Origin of the sequence: Noviherbaspirillum saxi (genome assembly GCF_003591035.1) — a bacterium.
GTDB lineage: Bacteria > Pseudomonadota > Gammaproteobacteria > Burkholderiales > Burkholderiaceae_D > Noviherbaspirillum > Noviherbaspirillum saxi.
The window spans coordinates 469,386-482,590 of the sequence record NZ_QYUO01000003.1; the positions used below are offsets into that span (position 1 = coordinate 469,386).

The window sequence follows — 13,205 nt, forward strand, 5'->3', positions numbered from 1 at the left end:
GGCGATGGATAAAGACACGCTGGCAAGTGCGGTGCAAGGCGGGTTGATGCCTTGCACCGCTTGCCGAACGCGGGGTTGCGTTGTTGTTGATGTGCGGCGCAGCCGCCTGACATGGGGAGCCCCTGCGGGGCGGACGGGAAGGCAGGCCCGTCCCACGGGGAACGAGCAACGCAGTGCGAGCCCGTGGGACGGGCCTGCCTGGGTGGGCGGGGGCTGGTGGTCGTTGTGATTGCGCGATAGCGCCTGACTGAAACAGATGTGCCGGCGGTACGCGGGCACACAAGCCATGCAGCTGAGCACGGCGTGGGCCTGGCCGTGCGTTGTTGTTGCGTACCCTCTGACTGCCGGCGCAGCGCGGCCGCAAGCGAGGCACGAGCGCGCACCGTAACCCTGACCAATCCCTGCGCGCTCCAGCGCACATGCCAGGGGGTGCAGCCGTGGAGGGGCGCCAGACATAACGCCCCGTTCTGCGAACCCGCAGGGCGCGAAGCGGTCGTTGCACCGAGCGCAACGAAGTGGAGCGAATGCAGCAACTTTGCAGAATGCGGCGTTATGTTAACTGCCGCAGGCAGTTACCCCGGAACGGCTGTGCCTTTGACCTTGCGTTGCTCTTGTCTGGCTAACGGCGAAGCGCGGCGGCAAGCGACGCAGGAGCGCGCTTCGTTCCCCTGACTCTGGTTTCTCGTGCGGTTCCGGTGCCACCGGCCATCGCACACCACCGGCGTCCAGCCTGGCGCGCGCCATGCCGTGCCCTGACTTTCCCCTTGCACGCCTGGCATGGCGCGTGACAGGCGGGTTAACGTCTTGCGACGTTCGCGCTTGCCTCTGATCTCAACGCGGCGCAATCCCTCGTTCCGCCAGCGCCGCGCGCACCTTCTCGCCGGCGTCCTGCATGTCGTATGCCTCTTGCTCGCTGACCGCCAGCTGCCGGTAATCGCTGTAGCCGGCGCGTTTCAGGAACTCGGCCAAGGCCCACGCCAATTCATCCGGCAGGTTCACTTCGATCAGCATGCATCCTCCTCGTCGGCTTCCGCGTCCAGCGCAGCCAACAGCGCGTCTGCGGCGTTTTCCGCATCGGGTTGAGACGTGGAGCCGTCCACGGTCATTTGATCGCCTCTGACGCGCCGTAATGCACCCGGATGCGTGCTCGCATGCACCAGTTGCAATTGCCGGATCGCCACTTGCGCGTAAATCTGCGTGGTCGACAGCTCCGCATGCCCCAGCATCGCCTGAATGAAGCGGATGTCGGCTCCGCCTTCGAGCATCAGGGTCGCCATCGTGTGCCGAAACAAATGGCAGCCGCCGTGCTTGCCCAGCTCCGCCCGCTTGACGTAGGACGCCACATGCGTGGATAGCCAGGTCGGCGACAACGCCATGCCTTCCTGCCCGAGAAACAAGGTGCTGTCCTGCTGGTTCCACGCCAGCAGCGGCCGGCTCTTGTCGAGATATTCCTGCACCCAGTGCAGCGCGCGCTCGCCCAGCGGAATCAAGCGGTCTTTTCGGCCTTTTCCCTCGCGGATCAGCACTACGCACTTGTCGGCATCGATGTCACCGATTTCCAGCTTGGCGATTTCCATTCTCCGCATACCGGTCGCATACAGCACTTCCATCATCGCGCGGTCACGCAAGCCGATCAGGCTCGCCGTGTCGGCGAGCGCCAACACGCGCTCGGTTTCATCGACGCTGAGCACATGGCGCGGCAGCCGCCGTATCGCCTTGGGCAGCTCGATTTCGGAGGCAGGATTGGCCGGAATCTGTCCGGTCTTGGTCAGCCACTTGAAGAAGCTTTTAAGCGGCGTGATCTTGCTGCGCCGGCTCGCCACCGACAGCGGCGCACCGTCCTTCTTGCGGTAGTGGTGCAGCCAGCGCTGATAGCGTTCGAGCACCGCTTGCGTCACATGTTCGGGATGCGTGACGGCCCGCGCATCGGCCCACACGATGAAGTCGCGGAGGTAACGCTCCATGCTCCACAACCCCGATTCCGTGCTGCCGATCATGGTGCGGTAGTCGATGAAGCGGCGCATCGCCGCAGTCAGGCCGCGCGCGTCGCGCGGGTCGCCTACCGGGCTATTGAACTGCCGCTTGCCGCGCGTGCGGAACGGTTGAACGCCAGCACGCATGTTCAGCCTCCCGCTACGACAGGACCGGCACCGTTCGCATGGTGTAGTGCATTTGGCGCAAACACACCGCTTTGCACGGCATCATCGTCCGCAGAGCCGCATGGAGGCTCGCTTTGCGCGTTCGGCACCATACCCCGACCGGCCCCCGACACCAAGCCGACCAAGGGCCGACCGAACCCCGACCGATGCTCATTGCCCCCCGACCGCTCGCCGTCGTAGCCGTGCATCTCGCCCAATGCCGCCACGTCGATCAAGCCGCACAGGTGCTTGCCTTCATCTTTGCCGTCATACAGCAGCTCGTAATCGAATGTCGTGCCGCGCCGATGCACGGCCAGGTATTCGAGATCGACCAGCCGGCCCAGATGCAGCTTCAGTTGCGTATCGCCCCATTGCAAGGCGTCGCGCACCTGCTTGCGGGTGAAGCGGAACTCACGCGGCGGCAGTTTCTGCGCCATCGCTTCCTGATCGACCCACGCATGGAGCTGCGTCAACAAGCGGCGCGTCTGCGGCGGCAGCTCGTCCAGCGTCCTGCCCAGCACGTCGTGCGCGATGCGGTTGGCCAACGCAATGTCGGCCTTGGTCGCCTCGATATAGGCCAGCGTGCGCCCGCGATGCGCGACCGTTTTAACCGGCCGCTGGTGCTGGTGGATCAGCGCAATGGCACGAATCAGCGTCAGATACTTCATGTGGTCGCGCCGGGTGCGCGTCTTGTCGTCGAGGAATGTCAATTTGTCGGCATACGGGTTCACCACCAGCACCGGCTTCAACAGCCGTTGCGCATTCTGGTGCAAGGCAATGATCGCCTCTTTCTCGCTCGATGCCAGCAACCCTTCGAGGGTCTGCTTCATGCGCTGGCGTGCATGAATCGCCCGCGTCTGCTCGCGCGATTCGTTCACGCTCAAGACCAGGCAGCGGTTCATCAGCTCTTCGTCGATGTCGATCGCAGTCGTCGTCATCATCAGCATCACCGGCCCCTTGACCTTGTACTGTTTCGTCACGAGATGCCGGTCGTCTCGTCCTTGCCGGTCGAGGCCATCGTCAATTCGCCGTCGGACTGCAGCAGCTTCAACGCATACGCCGCCTGCCGCACGCCTTCTTCTCCGCAATCGCGAGGATCTTGTGCTGCATGTCGGTCTCGCCCAGGTAGAACAGGGATTGCCCCGTCATCGCGCTGTATGGACGCGCTCTTCGGGCGGCACCATCGCCAGCACCGCCTCCATCAGGCTGCTTTTGCCGGCTGCGCTCGAACTCTGAATCAGGATCGCCAGCGGCGTGTCGAGTTTGCGCGAGACGGCGGCCAGATACCCGGCCAGGCAATTGTTCGACTCGCCCACCATGCCGCAGCGCTCCATGTCGGCCACGATGCGCGCGATCAGGTCGGGCGCTTGCAACAATGCCAGGGCGGTTTTTTCATCCTCGGCCGACATCAGCGGCACCGTGCTTTTCGGCTTGGTGTTTTGACGGATCGCTTCGTCCTGCAGCGTTTCCAGCTTCAACAGCACATGGCCCATATCTCTCTTGATCGTGTCGTCGGGCAACCCCAGCTCGATCGCCGCTTGCCGGATGTATGCAGCGCGGGCGCGCGCCGCGTACAGGTCGAGCGTGTCGACGTGGTAGCCGCCCGCCTCCTCCGGCGTGCGCCGCACTTGCAGGTTCACGCGCATCTGCTCGGGCGACAGGTTCTTTTTCCAGCCGCGCACGCGCCATTGCCTATCCCCTGCACGATCAGCAGTTCATCGCCGGCCGACTCGATCGGCGGCTCGGCGTCGGCATCGTCCGCCATAGCGGCTAAAGGAACGGCCAACGGTGCAGCGGGCGGCGGCATGGGGAAGTCTTGCGCAGCGGCGGGCACAGCCGGCACGGCGTCCGGTTGCCGCCCGCGCCCGATCCATTCGGCCTGCCGCAGCACCAGGCCCAGGCTATGGGCGGCCGGCGTCAATTTCAATGCATAACTGTTCGCGTCCATCCCTTTGGGGAACAGTACGCGCAAACACTCGATGCCTTGCTCCATCAATTGCGCCGCCAGCTTCTCGGCGGCGCGGTTGCCGGCGTCGTCGCGGTCATACGCGATCAGCACGCGCTCGGTGCCGTATTTCCTGAACGCGGCCAGGTGGTCGTCGGTGAAGCCCTCCACGCCATAGGCAGCAGTGACATTCGTAAAACCGGCGCACCAGAACGTCATCGCATCGATCAACGCTTCGCACAGGATGATTCCTTGTTTTCCGCTAGCGCCTGCTCGTTCCACACGCCGCGATGCGGCCCCGGCAGGTACAGGTGCAACGGCGTTCCCTTGCGCAAATCGTCGCGGATTTTGCGGCCATACACCTCGGTGACGTTACCGGCGTCGTCCAGCACCGGCACCACCAGCGAGCCGTTGAAGTGTTCATGGCCGCTCTCGCGGTAGATGCCGATCTTTTGCAGGCGCGTGCGAATGTCAGCGCCGGACAGACGATTCTTTTCCGGCAGGCGCAGACCCAGCGTGCGGTTCGCATAACCCAGCACGAAACGCTCGACCAGCTCCGGGTGGTCCAGCCCGCGTGCCTTCAGATAGGCCAGCGCTTCCGGCGACTGCTTTAGCGTCTCGTGGTAGTAGCTGACGGATTGGTTCAATAATGCCTGGTCATCGGCGTCGAACGTGACCGGCGACGGCAAGGCGCGTACCGTCGCACGCTTGACTGGCGCATCGCCCTGCGCGGCTAAAGAAGGATCGGCCTTCAGCAATTCGACCGCATGACGAAATGACACCCCTTGAATTTCATCACCCAGTCGAGCGGCCCGCCGCCGATCTGGCAACCGAAGCAGTGCCACAGGTTCTTGGCCGGCGTCACCACCAGCGACGGTTCGCTGTCGTCGTGGAACGGACAAGTGCCGATCCTGTCCTTGCCGGACTTCTTCAGCGCAATCCCGGCCGCCTCCACTAGGCACTCGACCGACACGTCGCTTTTTAGCTGCTCGATCTCCGCTGCTGGTATCCGTGCCATAAATCGCCTTTCGCTCCGAAACCTGTCAAGATACTTAACGTATATTATTATGGTATCGTATACTATACTTTCGTCAACCCCCTCCGAAACAAGGAGCTAGCATCATGGCCTGTCTTCATCACTGGTTATCCACCATGAGTTTCTCTGCAAGAGTGATCGGGCTGCGCAAGCAGAAGGGTTTGACCCAGCAAAGCCTGGCCGATGCCTCCGGCATCCACGTCCAGCAAATTAAGCGCTACGAGGCCGGTAGCGCCCAGCCTACGGCCGAAGCCTTGAAGAAGCTCGCGCTCGCACTGCATGTCACGGCCGATTTCCTGCTGTTCGAGGAAGGCGAGCGCGAGCTCGACGACGATCTGAAGCTGCGCTTCGAGGCGATCGCGGCAATGCCGTCAGAAGAACAGGCGATCGCCAAGGCCGTGCTCGATGCGATGATCGTCAAGAATCAGGTCGCCGGCGCATTGGAGCGCGTGGGTAGGCCGGCACCGGCGGCTAAAGAGAAGAAAGCAACGGCGGGAAGGAACAAGGCATGAGCAAACCTTCGACCCCACCCATCCACATTGAGCGCCGCATCCTCGTCATGCGCGGCCACCGGGTGATGATCGACGCCGATCTAGCCGCGCTCTACGGCGTCACCACCAGCGCCCTGGTGCAGGCCGTCAAGCGCAATCTCGACCGATTCCCGGAAGATTTCATGTTCCAGCTCGATGCTGCCGAGTGGGATGTTTTGAGATCACAATCTGTGACCTCAAACACCGGCCGCGGCGGCCGGCGCTATGCGCCCTATGCCTTCACGGAACAAGGCGTGGCAATGCTGTCTTCCGTGCTCAACAGTGCGCAGGCGATTGCGGTCAATATCGAGATCATGCGCGCCTTCGTGCGCCTGCGCGAAGTGATCGTGTCGAACAAGGAACTGGCGCTGCGTCTGGATGAGCTGGAGAACAAGGCCGAGCTGATGGAGTTAAAGCACGATACGTTTTCGCACAACACCCGCGTGCAATTGAAACAGGTGTTCGACGCCATCCGCGAATTGATGACGCCGCCGGCACCATCGCCGAAACGACCGATCGGCTTCGTTGCCCCGGAGGAGAAACCAAACAAACCGAAGGCAATCAAGAAGCGCTGATGCCGCAGTCGGCATCACCGTTCTTTAGCAGCTAAAAAGAAGCCGCTCCATCACCCCATGCAGCTAGTGGGGTTGGGAGCGGCTTTCTTATTTCAAGGAAGAGAAGAAGAACGGTATATGACTTGGCCTACCGTTGCACTGACTTTGGATCGACGTCATTGCGCAGACGGAAGCTCATCGTCACTTCGTAACGCATCGTCCGGCGCTGCTCTTCGGTCAAATTACTGCCGCCGAATTCGGCAACCTTGGATACCCCAATCTCGAAGATCGCATGCTTGCCAGCATAGACACCGACGAATGCTTCAGTGTTGCGCCACTTTCCACTTAGTATTTCCTCATTGCCGCCGGCAGCCTCTTGCGCAAACTTGGCATCCGCTTCTTCGAGCGTCCGAAGCATGTCCATGTCTTGTTGTGACTTGCGCCATTGCTTTCCACCGATCTTTTGCAATTCCGGCTCGCTGGCATTACGGTAGAAATCGCGCAGGTTCTGCACCTGCGGATTCTGCTGCTCCAGGCGGCGCATGATCTCGGTTGCCCGCTGCAAGGCCGGTTTCCAGTCGTTCAGCGGCTGGTCGCACAGCTTGATGCCGATGAAGGCCGCGCCCGGGAAGCGTGCATTGCCGTCGATATTCGTCGTGAATGCGCATCCCACGTCCAGCTTGATGTCGCCGTCGTCGTAATGCACGTCCAGCTTCGTCATCAGCGGTAGTCGCAATTCCTCTTGGTCGTTCAGCTTGAATTGCTTCAGATACGGATTGCGTGCCATCAGCCGCGTCGCGGTATCGCCCACCCCCACATGCAGCGGCTGCGCCGGTTGGGTGTCGTCGCCCAGAATCATCCCGTTCATGTCTTTCCTCAATTTTCCATGCTCGCCCTGCGGCTGGCAGGCCGCCAACCCGGATATAGCGACGAGCACCAATCCCATCCATAGCTTGTTCATCCGCACCCCCATTTAGAACCCGAGCCGGCGGCGGACATCGAATGCCTCCGTTACACCATACGTATTTTGCAGAACATTAAACTGTTCTTGGTAAATACGTTGCGATCCGCTCAGCCAATCGCCCGAACTGCCGCTACTGTAGGTCCGCATCAGGTTGCCGGCGAGCGAATAGACGAACGGCATGCGCTGCTTCACGTTGCCCACGTCGTTGCCGGTGAAACTGAGCGACTGGCCGTTGATCGTCACCGTCGACATGCGCTCCGCATAGCTTTGAGCAATGCTGTCCGGCCCAATGCTCGCCATGCCCTGGATGGCTTGCCGCAGCGTCTTCGTCACCGGCTTGCCGAGCCAGTCGTTCGCGGTGTACTTGGTATCGTAATACTGCTGCAACACGACGCGCTGCTCGAAGTCGGCGGACGATTTCAGCGACTGGCCCAGCAACTGTTCACCGCGTCCAGTCTGCCCGTTCCGGAAGGCGTCCTTGGCCTGATCGCGCAACTCGAAGCTTTGAACAAGGGCATCGCTATATTCCCTGTTGTCACGATTCCAGCTTGCCCCAAAGCTCCGTGAATCGATATTCACCATCGACCGTATCGCATCGGTTCCGCCGGCCTGGTAGAACTGTTCGGCCGTGAACATACTCATGAAGATCGCGCGGTTGCCTTCCTGGAAGGCGGAACGAATGATACCCGCATCGGCCCGGCCCATGAACCCGAACGTGTTGAGCTGCTGGTAAGTCTCGCCGACCTTCGACGTGGCATACGGCGCCAGGCCGAACCAGATCGCCGTCCGGTCTTCTCCGAACACCTTGTGATACGCCATGCCCGTGGTCAGGCTCGTCTCTTCCGGCGTCAGGTTCGTCGGCAGCCAGGTGCGGCTGTTGTCCATCGCGATACCGTAGAGCCGGCGCATTGCTTGCTCATCGGCGCGCACCGCTGGATCGCGCAGCGCGTACAACTCCTGCGGCACCATCGTCAGCTTGGCGTTGCCCGAGCTTCGCGATACGCCGCCGGCTGCGGCAACCACGCCGTCGTTTTCAAACGGATCGCCGAAATCGTAGACCGGGCGCGTGCCGTCTGCCTTGATCTCCGGAGTGAACTCGGCTGCTCTCGACAGCAGCGGATTCATCGCCTTGCGCAGCCCCATATCGCCGGCGAATGTGCTGCCCAGCCCAATCTCCCCGTTCGCAACAGCATCCGCATTCATCGCCGCGATCTCAGCCTGCCGGAACGACGTTAGCGCGCTTTCCTGCTGGCTACCGCCCCAATCGCCGTAAGCGATGCTGTTACCCAATGCATTGCCGAACGCATCTGTTGCAACTGTGTTCCCATCAGGTCATACACATATTGAAGAACTTCCTGCTTCTGGTCTCTGGTTTTGGCATGCCGTCACAAACCTGCATGTGCCAGGTCGTAGACGTAGATCGTGAGGTCAACGCATCTTGGTTCTTGGCTTTAAAAGAACGGATAGGCTCAAGTCACTTTCTTCACCGTTGGTACAGATCGCAACGTAGTAGAACGACTGAAAACAACTGCTTCCGCCGCAGTCGAGCAAGTCCTGCATCTGAGACGCCGGATACTGCCTGACCCGATACAGGACATCGCCGAAGTAGTCGTCGGGAGTGATGCCATGCGGCCTGCATGTCACTAGCGGACGACCCAAGAGCGGCAAGGAGCGGACTGCCTAGCTGCTAACCTCGTGTCACTTTTTTACGTTGGTACTTTAGGAGACGTGTACGGGTACTGCTATTTTTTGTCTATAACGCCGCTGCGTGGCCGCGCAATCCCTGTCGATGGAACTTCTTTTACGGCCGGAATCTCACTCCAATATTACGGCATGTGAGCAGCCAGCGCCCAGACCGTCATTCTCTTTTCCGGGAATTCTTGAGTCACTTTGCCACCTCTCGCATTGCACAAGCATCCGGTTTCTTATAGCTTATGAATTATGGATATGCATTCCTCCTTACCGTTCGCTTCGCAACCGCTGGCTGCCGTCAAGGCAACGCATGTGAAACTGTCGAAGCACTTGACCGTGGCGCAAGCGTTTCAGGAAATCGCAACGAACTGTCTCGCACAGATCCGGGCGAATGAAGCCGCCGTCGCGCAGACGCATCACGAAGAGAGTTTGCATCAGATGCGTGTTGGCTTGCGTCGCTTGCGCTCTCTACTTGGATTGTTCAACAGCATGTTGCAACTGCCTGATGAAGTGCAACACGAGATAAATTGGCTTGCCGAAGAACTCGGTATTGCGCGAGACTGGGATGTGCTGGCGGGGTCTACTCTGCCAGTGGCGGCTTCCATCGCTGCGGAAATCGAATTTGAGCCTGTCAGGCTGGCGACAAAAGCAAACGCACAGGAAAGGCATGAAGCAGTCGCGGCCGTAGTCCGATCAGACCGTTATTTCCAACTGGTTCTTTTCTTAACGAACTGGGTTCAGACCCGCAGCTGGCGTGAAGCGATCTCTCCATCGAATCGCAAGCGCATGAAGACTCCGATCATCCGCTTCGCGAAAATCTCCCTGAAGCACGCGCAACGGCGTCTGCACAAGCGCGGCAGACGGTTGAAGGAAGCGACGCCCGAGGCGCGCCACCGCGTACGCATTGCCGCAAAGAAGGCACGCTACGCCACCGAATTCTTCCAATCACTCTATCCGACCAGAAAGACCAAACCCTATGTGCGTGCACTGTCGCAACTGCAGAATGAACTTGGCTGGATGAATGACGTGGCCGTAGGCGATCGGTTACTGAAGGAATTACAAGAGGAACAAGATACCCTCGCTGGCACGGCGGCATACATTCGTGGCTACCTGGCCGGAAGTGTGGAAGCCGACAAAAAGCAGCTTGAAAAGCTCTGGAAAAAATTCAAGGTCATGAAGCTCCCTGTTTAGTTTTCGGGACCTGCGCTTCTATGCTTCAATATTTTTTCCTCCATGGTCTATAGCTTTGCCTTGATCTGTTGCTGGAGCGTCAGATAAGTTGCCAGACGCGGCCCTCCCAGCGCCACCGCCTTACTGATTGCCGCCATCGCCTCGCGATGCTGGCCCTGATCGAAAAGCACCTGTGCCAGATTATTCCATCCATCGGCAAATCCAGGATGCGACTTCACCAGCGTTTGATATGCCTGTGTCGCTTCGGTGATCTTTCCCAGCGTGTACGCGCTATTGCCGGCGCCCAATTGCAAGATTGGGTCGGCAGGCCATCGCTTGAGTGCAGTGTTGTAGGCGGTATGCGCAGCCCTGGCCGAACTGCGCTCGAGCACGGCGATCGATCTTGCATAGCCGTCTGCTTCCGCTGTGGCAGGCAGGCGGTCTGGCGGCATCGCCAGCATTGCCCACCGGTCTGCACGCTGCCAGGTGCGTTCAAAGGTATAAAGCGACATCTCCATGCGTTCGGTACGGCCGGAATGCAGGACAATGGTATTGCGATCGCGGTCGAATCCGATCACAACCGCGTAATGCCACAATGGCGCGAACTGAAAAGACAGGTTCTGCAATACGATCACAGGATGGCCGGCCGCAACTTCCCGCAGCAATGTTTCCGTATCGGGTTTGATCCGGTGTGAGACCAGCGCCAGGCGTCTGCCGGTGGCGAGCATTTCCAGCTGTAGCGAGCCTTGTCTGGCAGGCAGATACACCTGATCGACCAGTTGCTCGGGCAATACCGGCACCCCTGCAGCACTGGCCACCATCGCGAGCGCCGCAGGTCCGCACTGATAATCGCTTTGCGGGTAGAAAGGAACGCTGCCTATCATGGCAGCAGGCAATAGCGAGTCGGGCCAGCTCTGCTGCAATGTGGATACCTGGGGTGTTGCGCACCCGACCAATGCCAGTACCACAGCCGACAACACGGCCATACGCATCGATTCGCGCCAGCGGAAACTGCCTGGCCTCATCGAACCGATCGGGTAAACGGAAATACCTTCGTCAAGCCAAGGATGTCGGTAACCAGCAAGACGATGAATATCGTAAACAACACGCCCAGAATGTCACCGCCGGCCGGCAACTGGTCGATGCGACCGGCCAGCTGCTGCACTTCCTCATCGGACATTGCCTGTACGCGATCGATGGCTTCGCGGGGATCAACGCCTTGCGCTTCAATCGACTTGCGCACCTCTTCGCGCGACAAAAATCCGATTACCCGGTCCCGTTCGGCACTTGCAGCCGGTGCGGCAGCCTCCTGCGTGCCGACAATGGCTGCGCTTGCCTGCATCGGCAAGCTTGCGCCGGTCATGCAGACGACGAGCAGGGAGGCAATGAGTCGTTTGGGTCCGTTCATGTTTTTCTCCTATATTGGTAGAAGCGGCTCATGGCAGCATGCTGATGCGATGCGCGGGCACGCCCTTCCATTACTTCTACTGTATTCTGTTCGTACGGAATTGATAGCCCTCAATGGACAGCCAGCGAATACAGTACCGTGGCTTAGGATAGACACAATCTGGCCGATTTGGCCGAGGCTCATTGAACATCCAACAAAGTTAACAATGCCCTTCATCGCAGGAGAAAACGACATGCAGATCGCACTCGATCACACCATTGTTCCTTCGCGTCATCAGATTGCTTCAGCGAAGCTTTTGGGCGAGCTTCTCGGCGTGCCTTGGGAAGAAGCAGGAATTGGCCCGTTCTCGCCAGTCTATGTGAATGACGGCCTCACTCTCGATTTCATCGAGACCGCCGAGGCATATCCCGTCTACCACTTTTGCTTTCGCGTCAGCCAGGAAGACTTCGACACAATCCTCGGGCGCATCAAAGCGGCTGGCATTCCGTATCGGAGTTCGGTGCGCGGGCCGATGGATATGCAGATCAATACCGATTACGGCGGAAACTTGATCTACTGGAACGAGCCGGATGGCCACCAGTGGGAGATGCTGACTGTCAGTTATGCGCGTCAGCCTGCCTAAGAAATGCAACTGCGGTACCTGACGATGCCACCGCGTTCGGAGTAGATGAAACGACCAAAAGTTTGGCCGGTTGCCTTTTTTATCTTGGCTACCCTTCGAAGCTAGGCTGAACTGAGTGCGATAAAATGCAGGAATGCGAATGACTCGGTGCACAAGATTTCTGACGGCGTGGATGGCAATGTTTGCCATCCTGCTGGTCGCACTTGTGCCATCGATTTCTCATGCACTCGCATTAAAAAATGCCTCTTCGCCAAGGTTGACAGAAGTATGCACGTCATTTGGTATCAAGCAGCTTAAATTGCCTGCAGAAGAGGCGACCAAGCCGTTTTCGACGGTCAAACATGACCAGCACTTCGAGGATTGCCCGTTTTGCAGAATCGACGGAGATACCCCAGTGCTGCCTCCTGTAAGTGCTTTGGTCAGGCTTACAACTATTGCATCATTTCCACAGCCATTCCTCTTCTATCAGGCCCCTCAGCGATTGTTCGCATGGACGCCCGCGCAGTCTCGCGCTCCACCGGCACATTCTTAACTCCCTTGTTTATCGCTGCCATCCTGCTCATGTCGGGACGGGCAATTACACCTTTCGTGACCACAAGGTGTTTGTAAGCGGGACTTCCTGACCAATTTCTAGGCGCTGAATGCACTGCACCTGCACCTGCGTGTGCAGGTGCATGTACGCGCCGCTGTAAGCGTTTCTCAAAATTTAAGATTATGAAAAAACTAATATTTGCACTGTTATTTACGGTGGGTGCTTCAAGCGCATTTGCTGAAGTTTCCATTACAGATGCCTGGGCACGAGCGACCGTCCCAGGGCAACCGGTCGGCGCCATCTACATGAAAATTAGCAGTTCAACTGCGACTCGCATGGTTAGCGCGGAGACAGACGCAGCCAAGCAGGTCCAAGTCCACGATATGCATATGCATGACGGCGTCATGAGAATGCGGGAACACGGGCAGCTAGACGTAACGCCCGGTCAAACGGTCGAGCTTGCACCAGGCGGAAAGCATTTGATGCTGATGGGCCTGACGAAGCCCTTGGTAGCAGGGGAATCTGTGACAGTGAAAATGACATTCGAAGATGCCAAAAATAAGAAAAGCACATCTATTGTCACTGTTCCTATCCGCGCTCTGAGGAAATAAGCA

The 13,205-nt window shown here is 59.1% G+C and carries 17 protein-coding genes; 6 read left to right on the forward strand and 11 right to left on the reverse strand.

Annotation, left to right across the window (positions count from 1 at the left end; genetic code table 11):
• Positions 1-831: 831 nt before the first annotated feature.
• The 7 genes from D3871_RS25325 to D3871_RS30385 form a co-directional block, all read right to left on the reverse strand.
• Positions 832-1,011 carry a DUF7706 family protein gene (locus D3871_RS25325; protein WP_119771849.1) on the reverse strand — a complete coding sequence of 60 codons (180 nt, stop codon included), beginning with the start codon at positions 1,009-1,011 and terminating at the stop codon, positions 832-834.
• Positions 1,005-2,120 (reverse strand): site-specific tyrosine recombinase XerC, encoded by a 1,116-nt coding sequence (xerC, locus tag D3871_RS25330; RefSeq protein ID WP_119771850.1) that lies wholly within the window; start codon positions 2,118-2,120, stop codon positions 1,005-1,007. Before xerC ends, D3871_RS25325 begins: the two co-directional genes overlap by 7 nt.
• A gap of 2 nt (positions 2,121-2,122) precedes the next feature.
• Complete coding sequence (locus D3871_RS30620) at positions 2,123-3,118, reverse strand: hypothetical protein (protein ID WP_199724925.1); 996 nt, start codon at positions 3,116-3,118, stop codon at positions 2,123-2,125.
• 165 nt (positions 3,119-3,283) lie between these two features.
• Entirely contained in the window at positions 3,284-3,820 is a 537-nt protein-coding gene (locus tag D3871_RS30625; protein ID WP_199724926.1) for a hypothetical protein, read from the reverse strand.
• Positions 3,775-4,365 (reverse strand): toprim domain-containing protein, encoded by a 591-nt coding sequence (locus tag D3871_RS30630; protein WP_199724927.1) that lies wholly within the window; start codon positions 4,363-4,365, stop codon positions 3,775-3,777. The genes D3871_RS30625 and D3871_RS30630 overlap by 46 nt, the downstream gene beginning before the upstream one ends.
• On the reverse strand, positions 4,311-4,865 hold the full coding sequence (locus tag D3871_RS25340; RefSeq protein ID WP_158598053.1) for a hypothetical protein: 555 nt from the start codon (positions 4,863-4,865) through the stop codon (positions 4,311-4,313). Before D3871_RS25340 ends, D3871_RS30630 begins: the two co-directional genes overlap by 55 nt.
• Complete coding sequence (locus D3871_RS30385) at positions 4,835-5,101, reverse strand: CHC2 zinc finger domain-containing protein (RefSeq protein ID WP_158598054.1); 267 nt, start codon at positions 5,099-5,101, stop codon at positions 4,835-4,837. The genes D3871_RS25340 and D3871_RS30385 overlap by 31 nt, the downstream gene beginning before the upstream one ends.
• 134 nt (positions 5,102-5,235) lie before the next feature.
• Between D3871_RS30385 and D3871_RS25345 the strand changes: the two genes are divergently transcribed.
• Together D3871_RS25345 and D3871_RS25350 are read left to right on the forward strand one after the other, a co-directional pair.
• Positions 5,236-5,631 carry an RstR family transcriptional repressor gene (locus tag D3871_RS25345; protein ID WP_199724967.1) on the forward strand — a complete coding sequence of 132 codons (396 nt, stop codon included), beginning with the start codon at positions 5,236-5,238 and terminating at the stop codon, positions 5,629-5,631.
• Complete coding sequence (locus D3871_RS25350) at positions 5,628-6,224, forward strand: ORF6N domain-containing protein (RefSeq protein WP_119771871.1); 597 nt, start codon at positions 5,628-5,630, stop codon at positions 6,222-6,224. Before D3871_RS25345 ends, D3871_RS25350 begins: the two co-directional genes overlap by 4 nt.
• A gap of 127 nt (positions 6,225-6,351) precedes the next feature.
• Here the strand turns inward: D3871_RS25350 and D3871_RS25355 are convergent, their stop codons facing one another.
• Complete coding sequence (locus D3871_RS25355; RefSeq protein ID WP_147376895.1) at positions 6,352-7,164, reverse strand: hypothetical protein; 813 nt, start codon at positions 7,162-7,164, stop codon at positions 6,352-6,354.
• Between the two features lie 12 nt (positions 7,165-7,176).
• A complete protein-coding gene (locus tag D3871_RS25360; RefSeq protein ID WP_119771876.1) occupies positions 7,177-8,457 on the reverse strand; it encodes a DUF2515 family protein in 1,281 nt (426 codons plus the stop codon).
• Positions 8,458-9,114: 657 nt separating this feature from the next.
• On the opposite strand from D3871_RS25360, the gene D3871_RS25365 reads away from it, so the two are divergent.
• Positions 9,115-10,050 carry a CHAD domain-containing protein gene (locus D3871_RS25365; RefSeq protein ID WP_158598055.1) on the forward strand — a complete coding sequence of 312 codons (936 nt, stop codon included), beginning with the start codon at positions 9,115-9,117 and terminating at the stop codon, positions 10,048-10,050.
• A gap of 47 nt (positions 10,051-10,097) precedes the next feature.
• Here the strand turns inward: D3871_RS25365 and D3871_RS25370 are convergent, their stop codons facing one another.
• Entirely contained in the window at positions 10,098-11,021 is a 924-nt protein-coding gene (locus D3871_RS25370) for a PA2778 family cysteine peptidase (protein WP_158598056.1), read from the reverse strand.
• A 29-nt stretch (positions 11,022-11,050) separates the two neighbouring features.
• On the reverse strand, positions 11,051-11,437 hold the full coding sequence (locus tag D3871_RS25375; RefSeq protein ID WP_119771879.1) for a PA2779 family protein: 387 nt from the start codon (positions 11,435-11,437) through the stop codon (positions 11,051-11,053).
• 232 nt (positions 11,438-11,669) lie between these two features.
• Between D3871_RS25375 and D3871_RS25380 the strand changes: the two genes are divergently transcribed.
• From D3871_RS25380 to D3871_RS25390, 3 genes are all read left to right on the forward strand, one after another.
• Entirely contained in the window at positions 11,670-12,059 is a 390-nt protein-coding gene (locus D3871_RS25380; RefSeq protein ID WP_119771880.1) for a VOC family protein, read from the forward strand.
• 178 nt (positions 12,060-12,237) lie between these two features.
• Positions 12,238-12,591 (forward strand): DUF2946 domain-containing protein, encoded by a 354-nt coding sequence (locus tag D3871_RS25385; protein ID WP_158598057.1) that lies wholly within the window; start codon positions 12,238-12,240, stop codon positions 12,589-12,591.
• A gap of 182 nt (positions 12,592-12,773) precedes the next feature.
• Complete coding sequence (locus D3871_RS25390) at positions 12,774-13,202, forward strand: copper chaperone PCu(A)C (protein ID WP_119771882.1); 429 nt, start codon at positions 12,774-12,776, stop codon at positions 13,200-13,202.
• Positions 13,203-13,205 lie beyond the last annotated feature (3 nt).

What these genes read in the sequence shown, in the direction of transcription:
- D3871_RS25375 (WP_119771879.1), bottom strand. Translation starts at nt 11,437, where the DNA reads ATGAACGGACCCAAACGACTCATTGCCTCCCTGCTCGTCGTCTGCATG.
- D3871_RS25365 (WP_158598055.1), top strand. Translation starts at nt 9,115, where the DNA reads ATGCATTCCTCCTTACCGTTCGCTTCGCAACCGCTGGCTGCCGTCAAG.
- xerC (WP_119771850.1), bottom strand. Translation starts at nt 2,120, where the DNA reads ATGCGTGCTGGCGTTCAACCGTTCCGCACGCGCGGCAAGCGGCAGTTC.
- D3871_RS25370 (WP_158598056.1), bottom strand. Translation starts at nt 11,021, where the DNA reads ATGCGTATGGCCGTGTTGTCGGCTGTGGTACTGGCATTGGTCGGGTGC.
- D3871_RS25390 (WP_119771882.1), top strand. Translation starts at nt 12,774, where the DNA reads ATGAAAAAACTAATATTTGCACTGTTATTTACGGTGGGTGCTTCAAGC.
- D3871_RS25345 (WP_199724967.1), top strand. Translation starts at nt 5,236, where the DNA reads ATGAGTTTCTCTGCAAGAGTGATCGGGCTGCGCAAGCAGAAGGGTTTG.
- D3871_RS25355 (WP_147376895.1), bottom strand. Translation starts at nt 7,164, where the DNA reads ATGAACAAGCTATGGATGGGATTGGTGCTCGTCGCTATATCCGGGTTG.
- D3871_RS25325 (WP_119771849.1), bottom strand. Translation starts at nt 1,011, where the DNA reads ATGCTGATCGAAGTGAACCTGCCGGATGAATTGGCGTGGGCCTTGGCC.
- D3871_RS25385 (WP_158598057.1), top strand. Translation starts at nt 12,238, where the DNA reads ATGTTTGCCATCCTGCTGGTCGCACTTGTGCCATCGATTTCTCATGCA.
- D3871_RS25350 (WP_119771871.1), top strand. Translation starts at nt 5,628, where the DNA reads ATGAGCAAACCTTCGACCCCACCCATCCACATTGAGCGCCGCATCCTC.
- D3871_RS25380 (WP_119771880.1), top strand. Translation starts at nt 11,670, where the DNA reads ATGCAGATCGCACTCGATCACACCATTGTTCCTTCGCGTCATCAGATT.
- D3871_RS30385 (WP_158598054.1), bottom strand. Translation starts at nt 5,101, where the DNA reads ATGGCACGGATACCAGCAGCGGAGATCGAGCAGCTAAAAAGCGACGTG.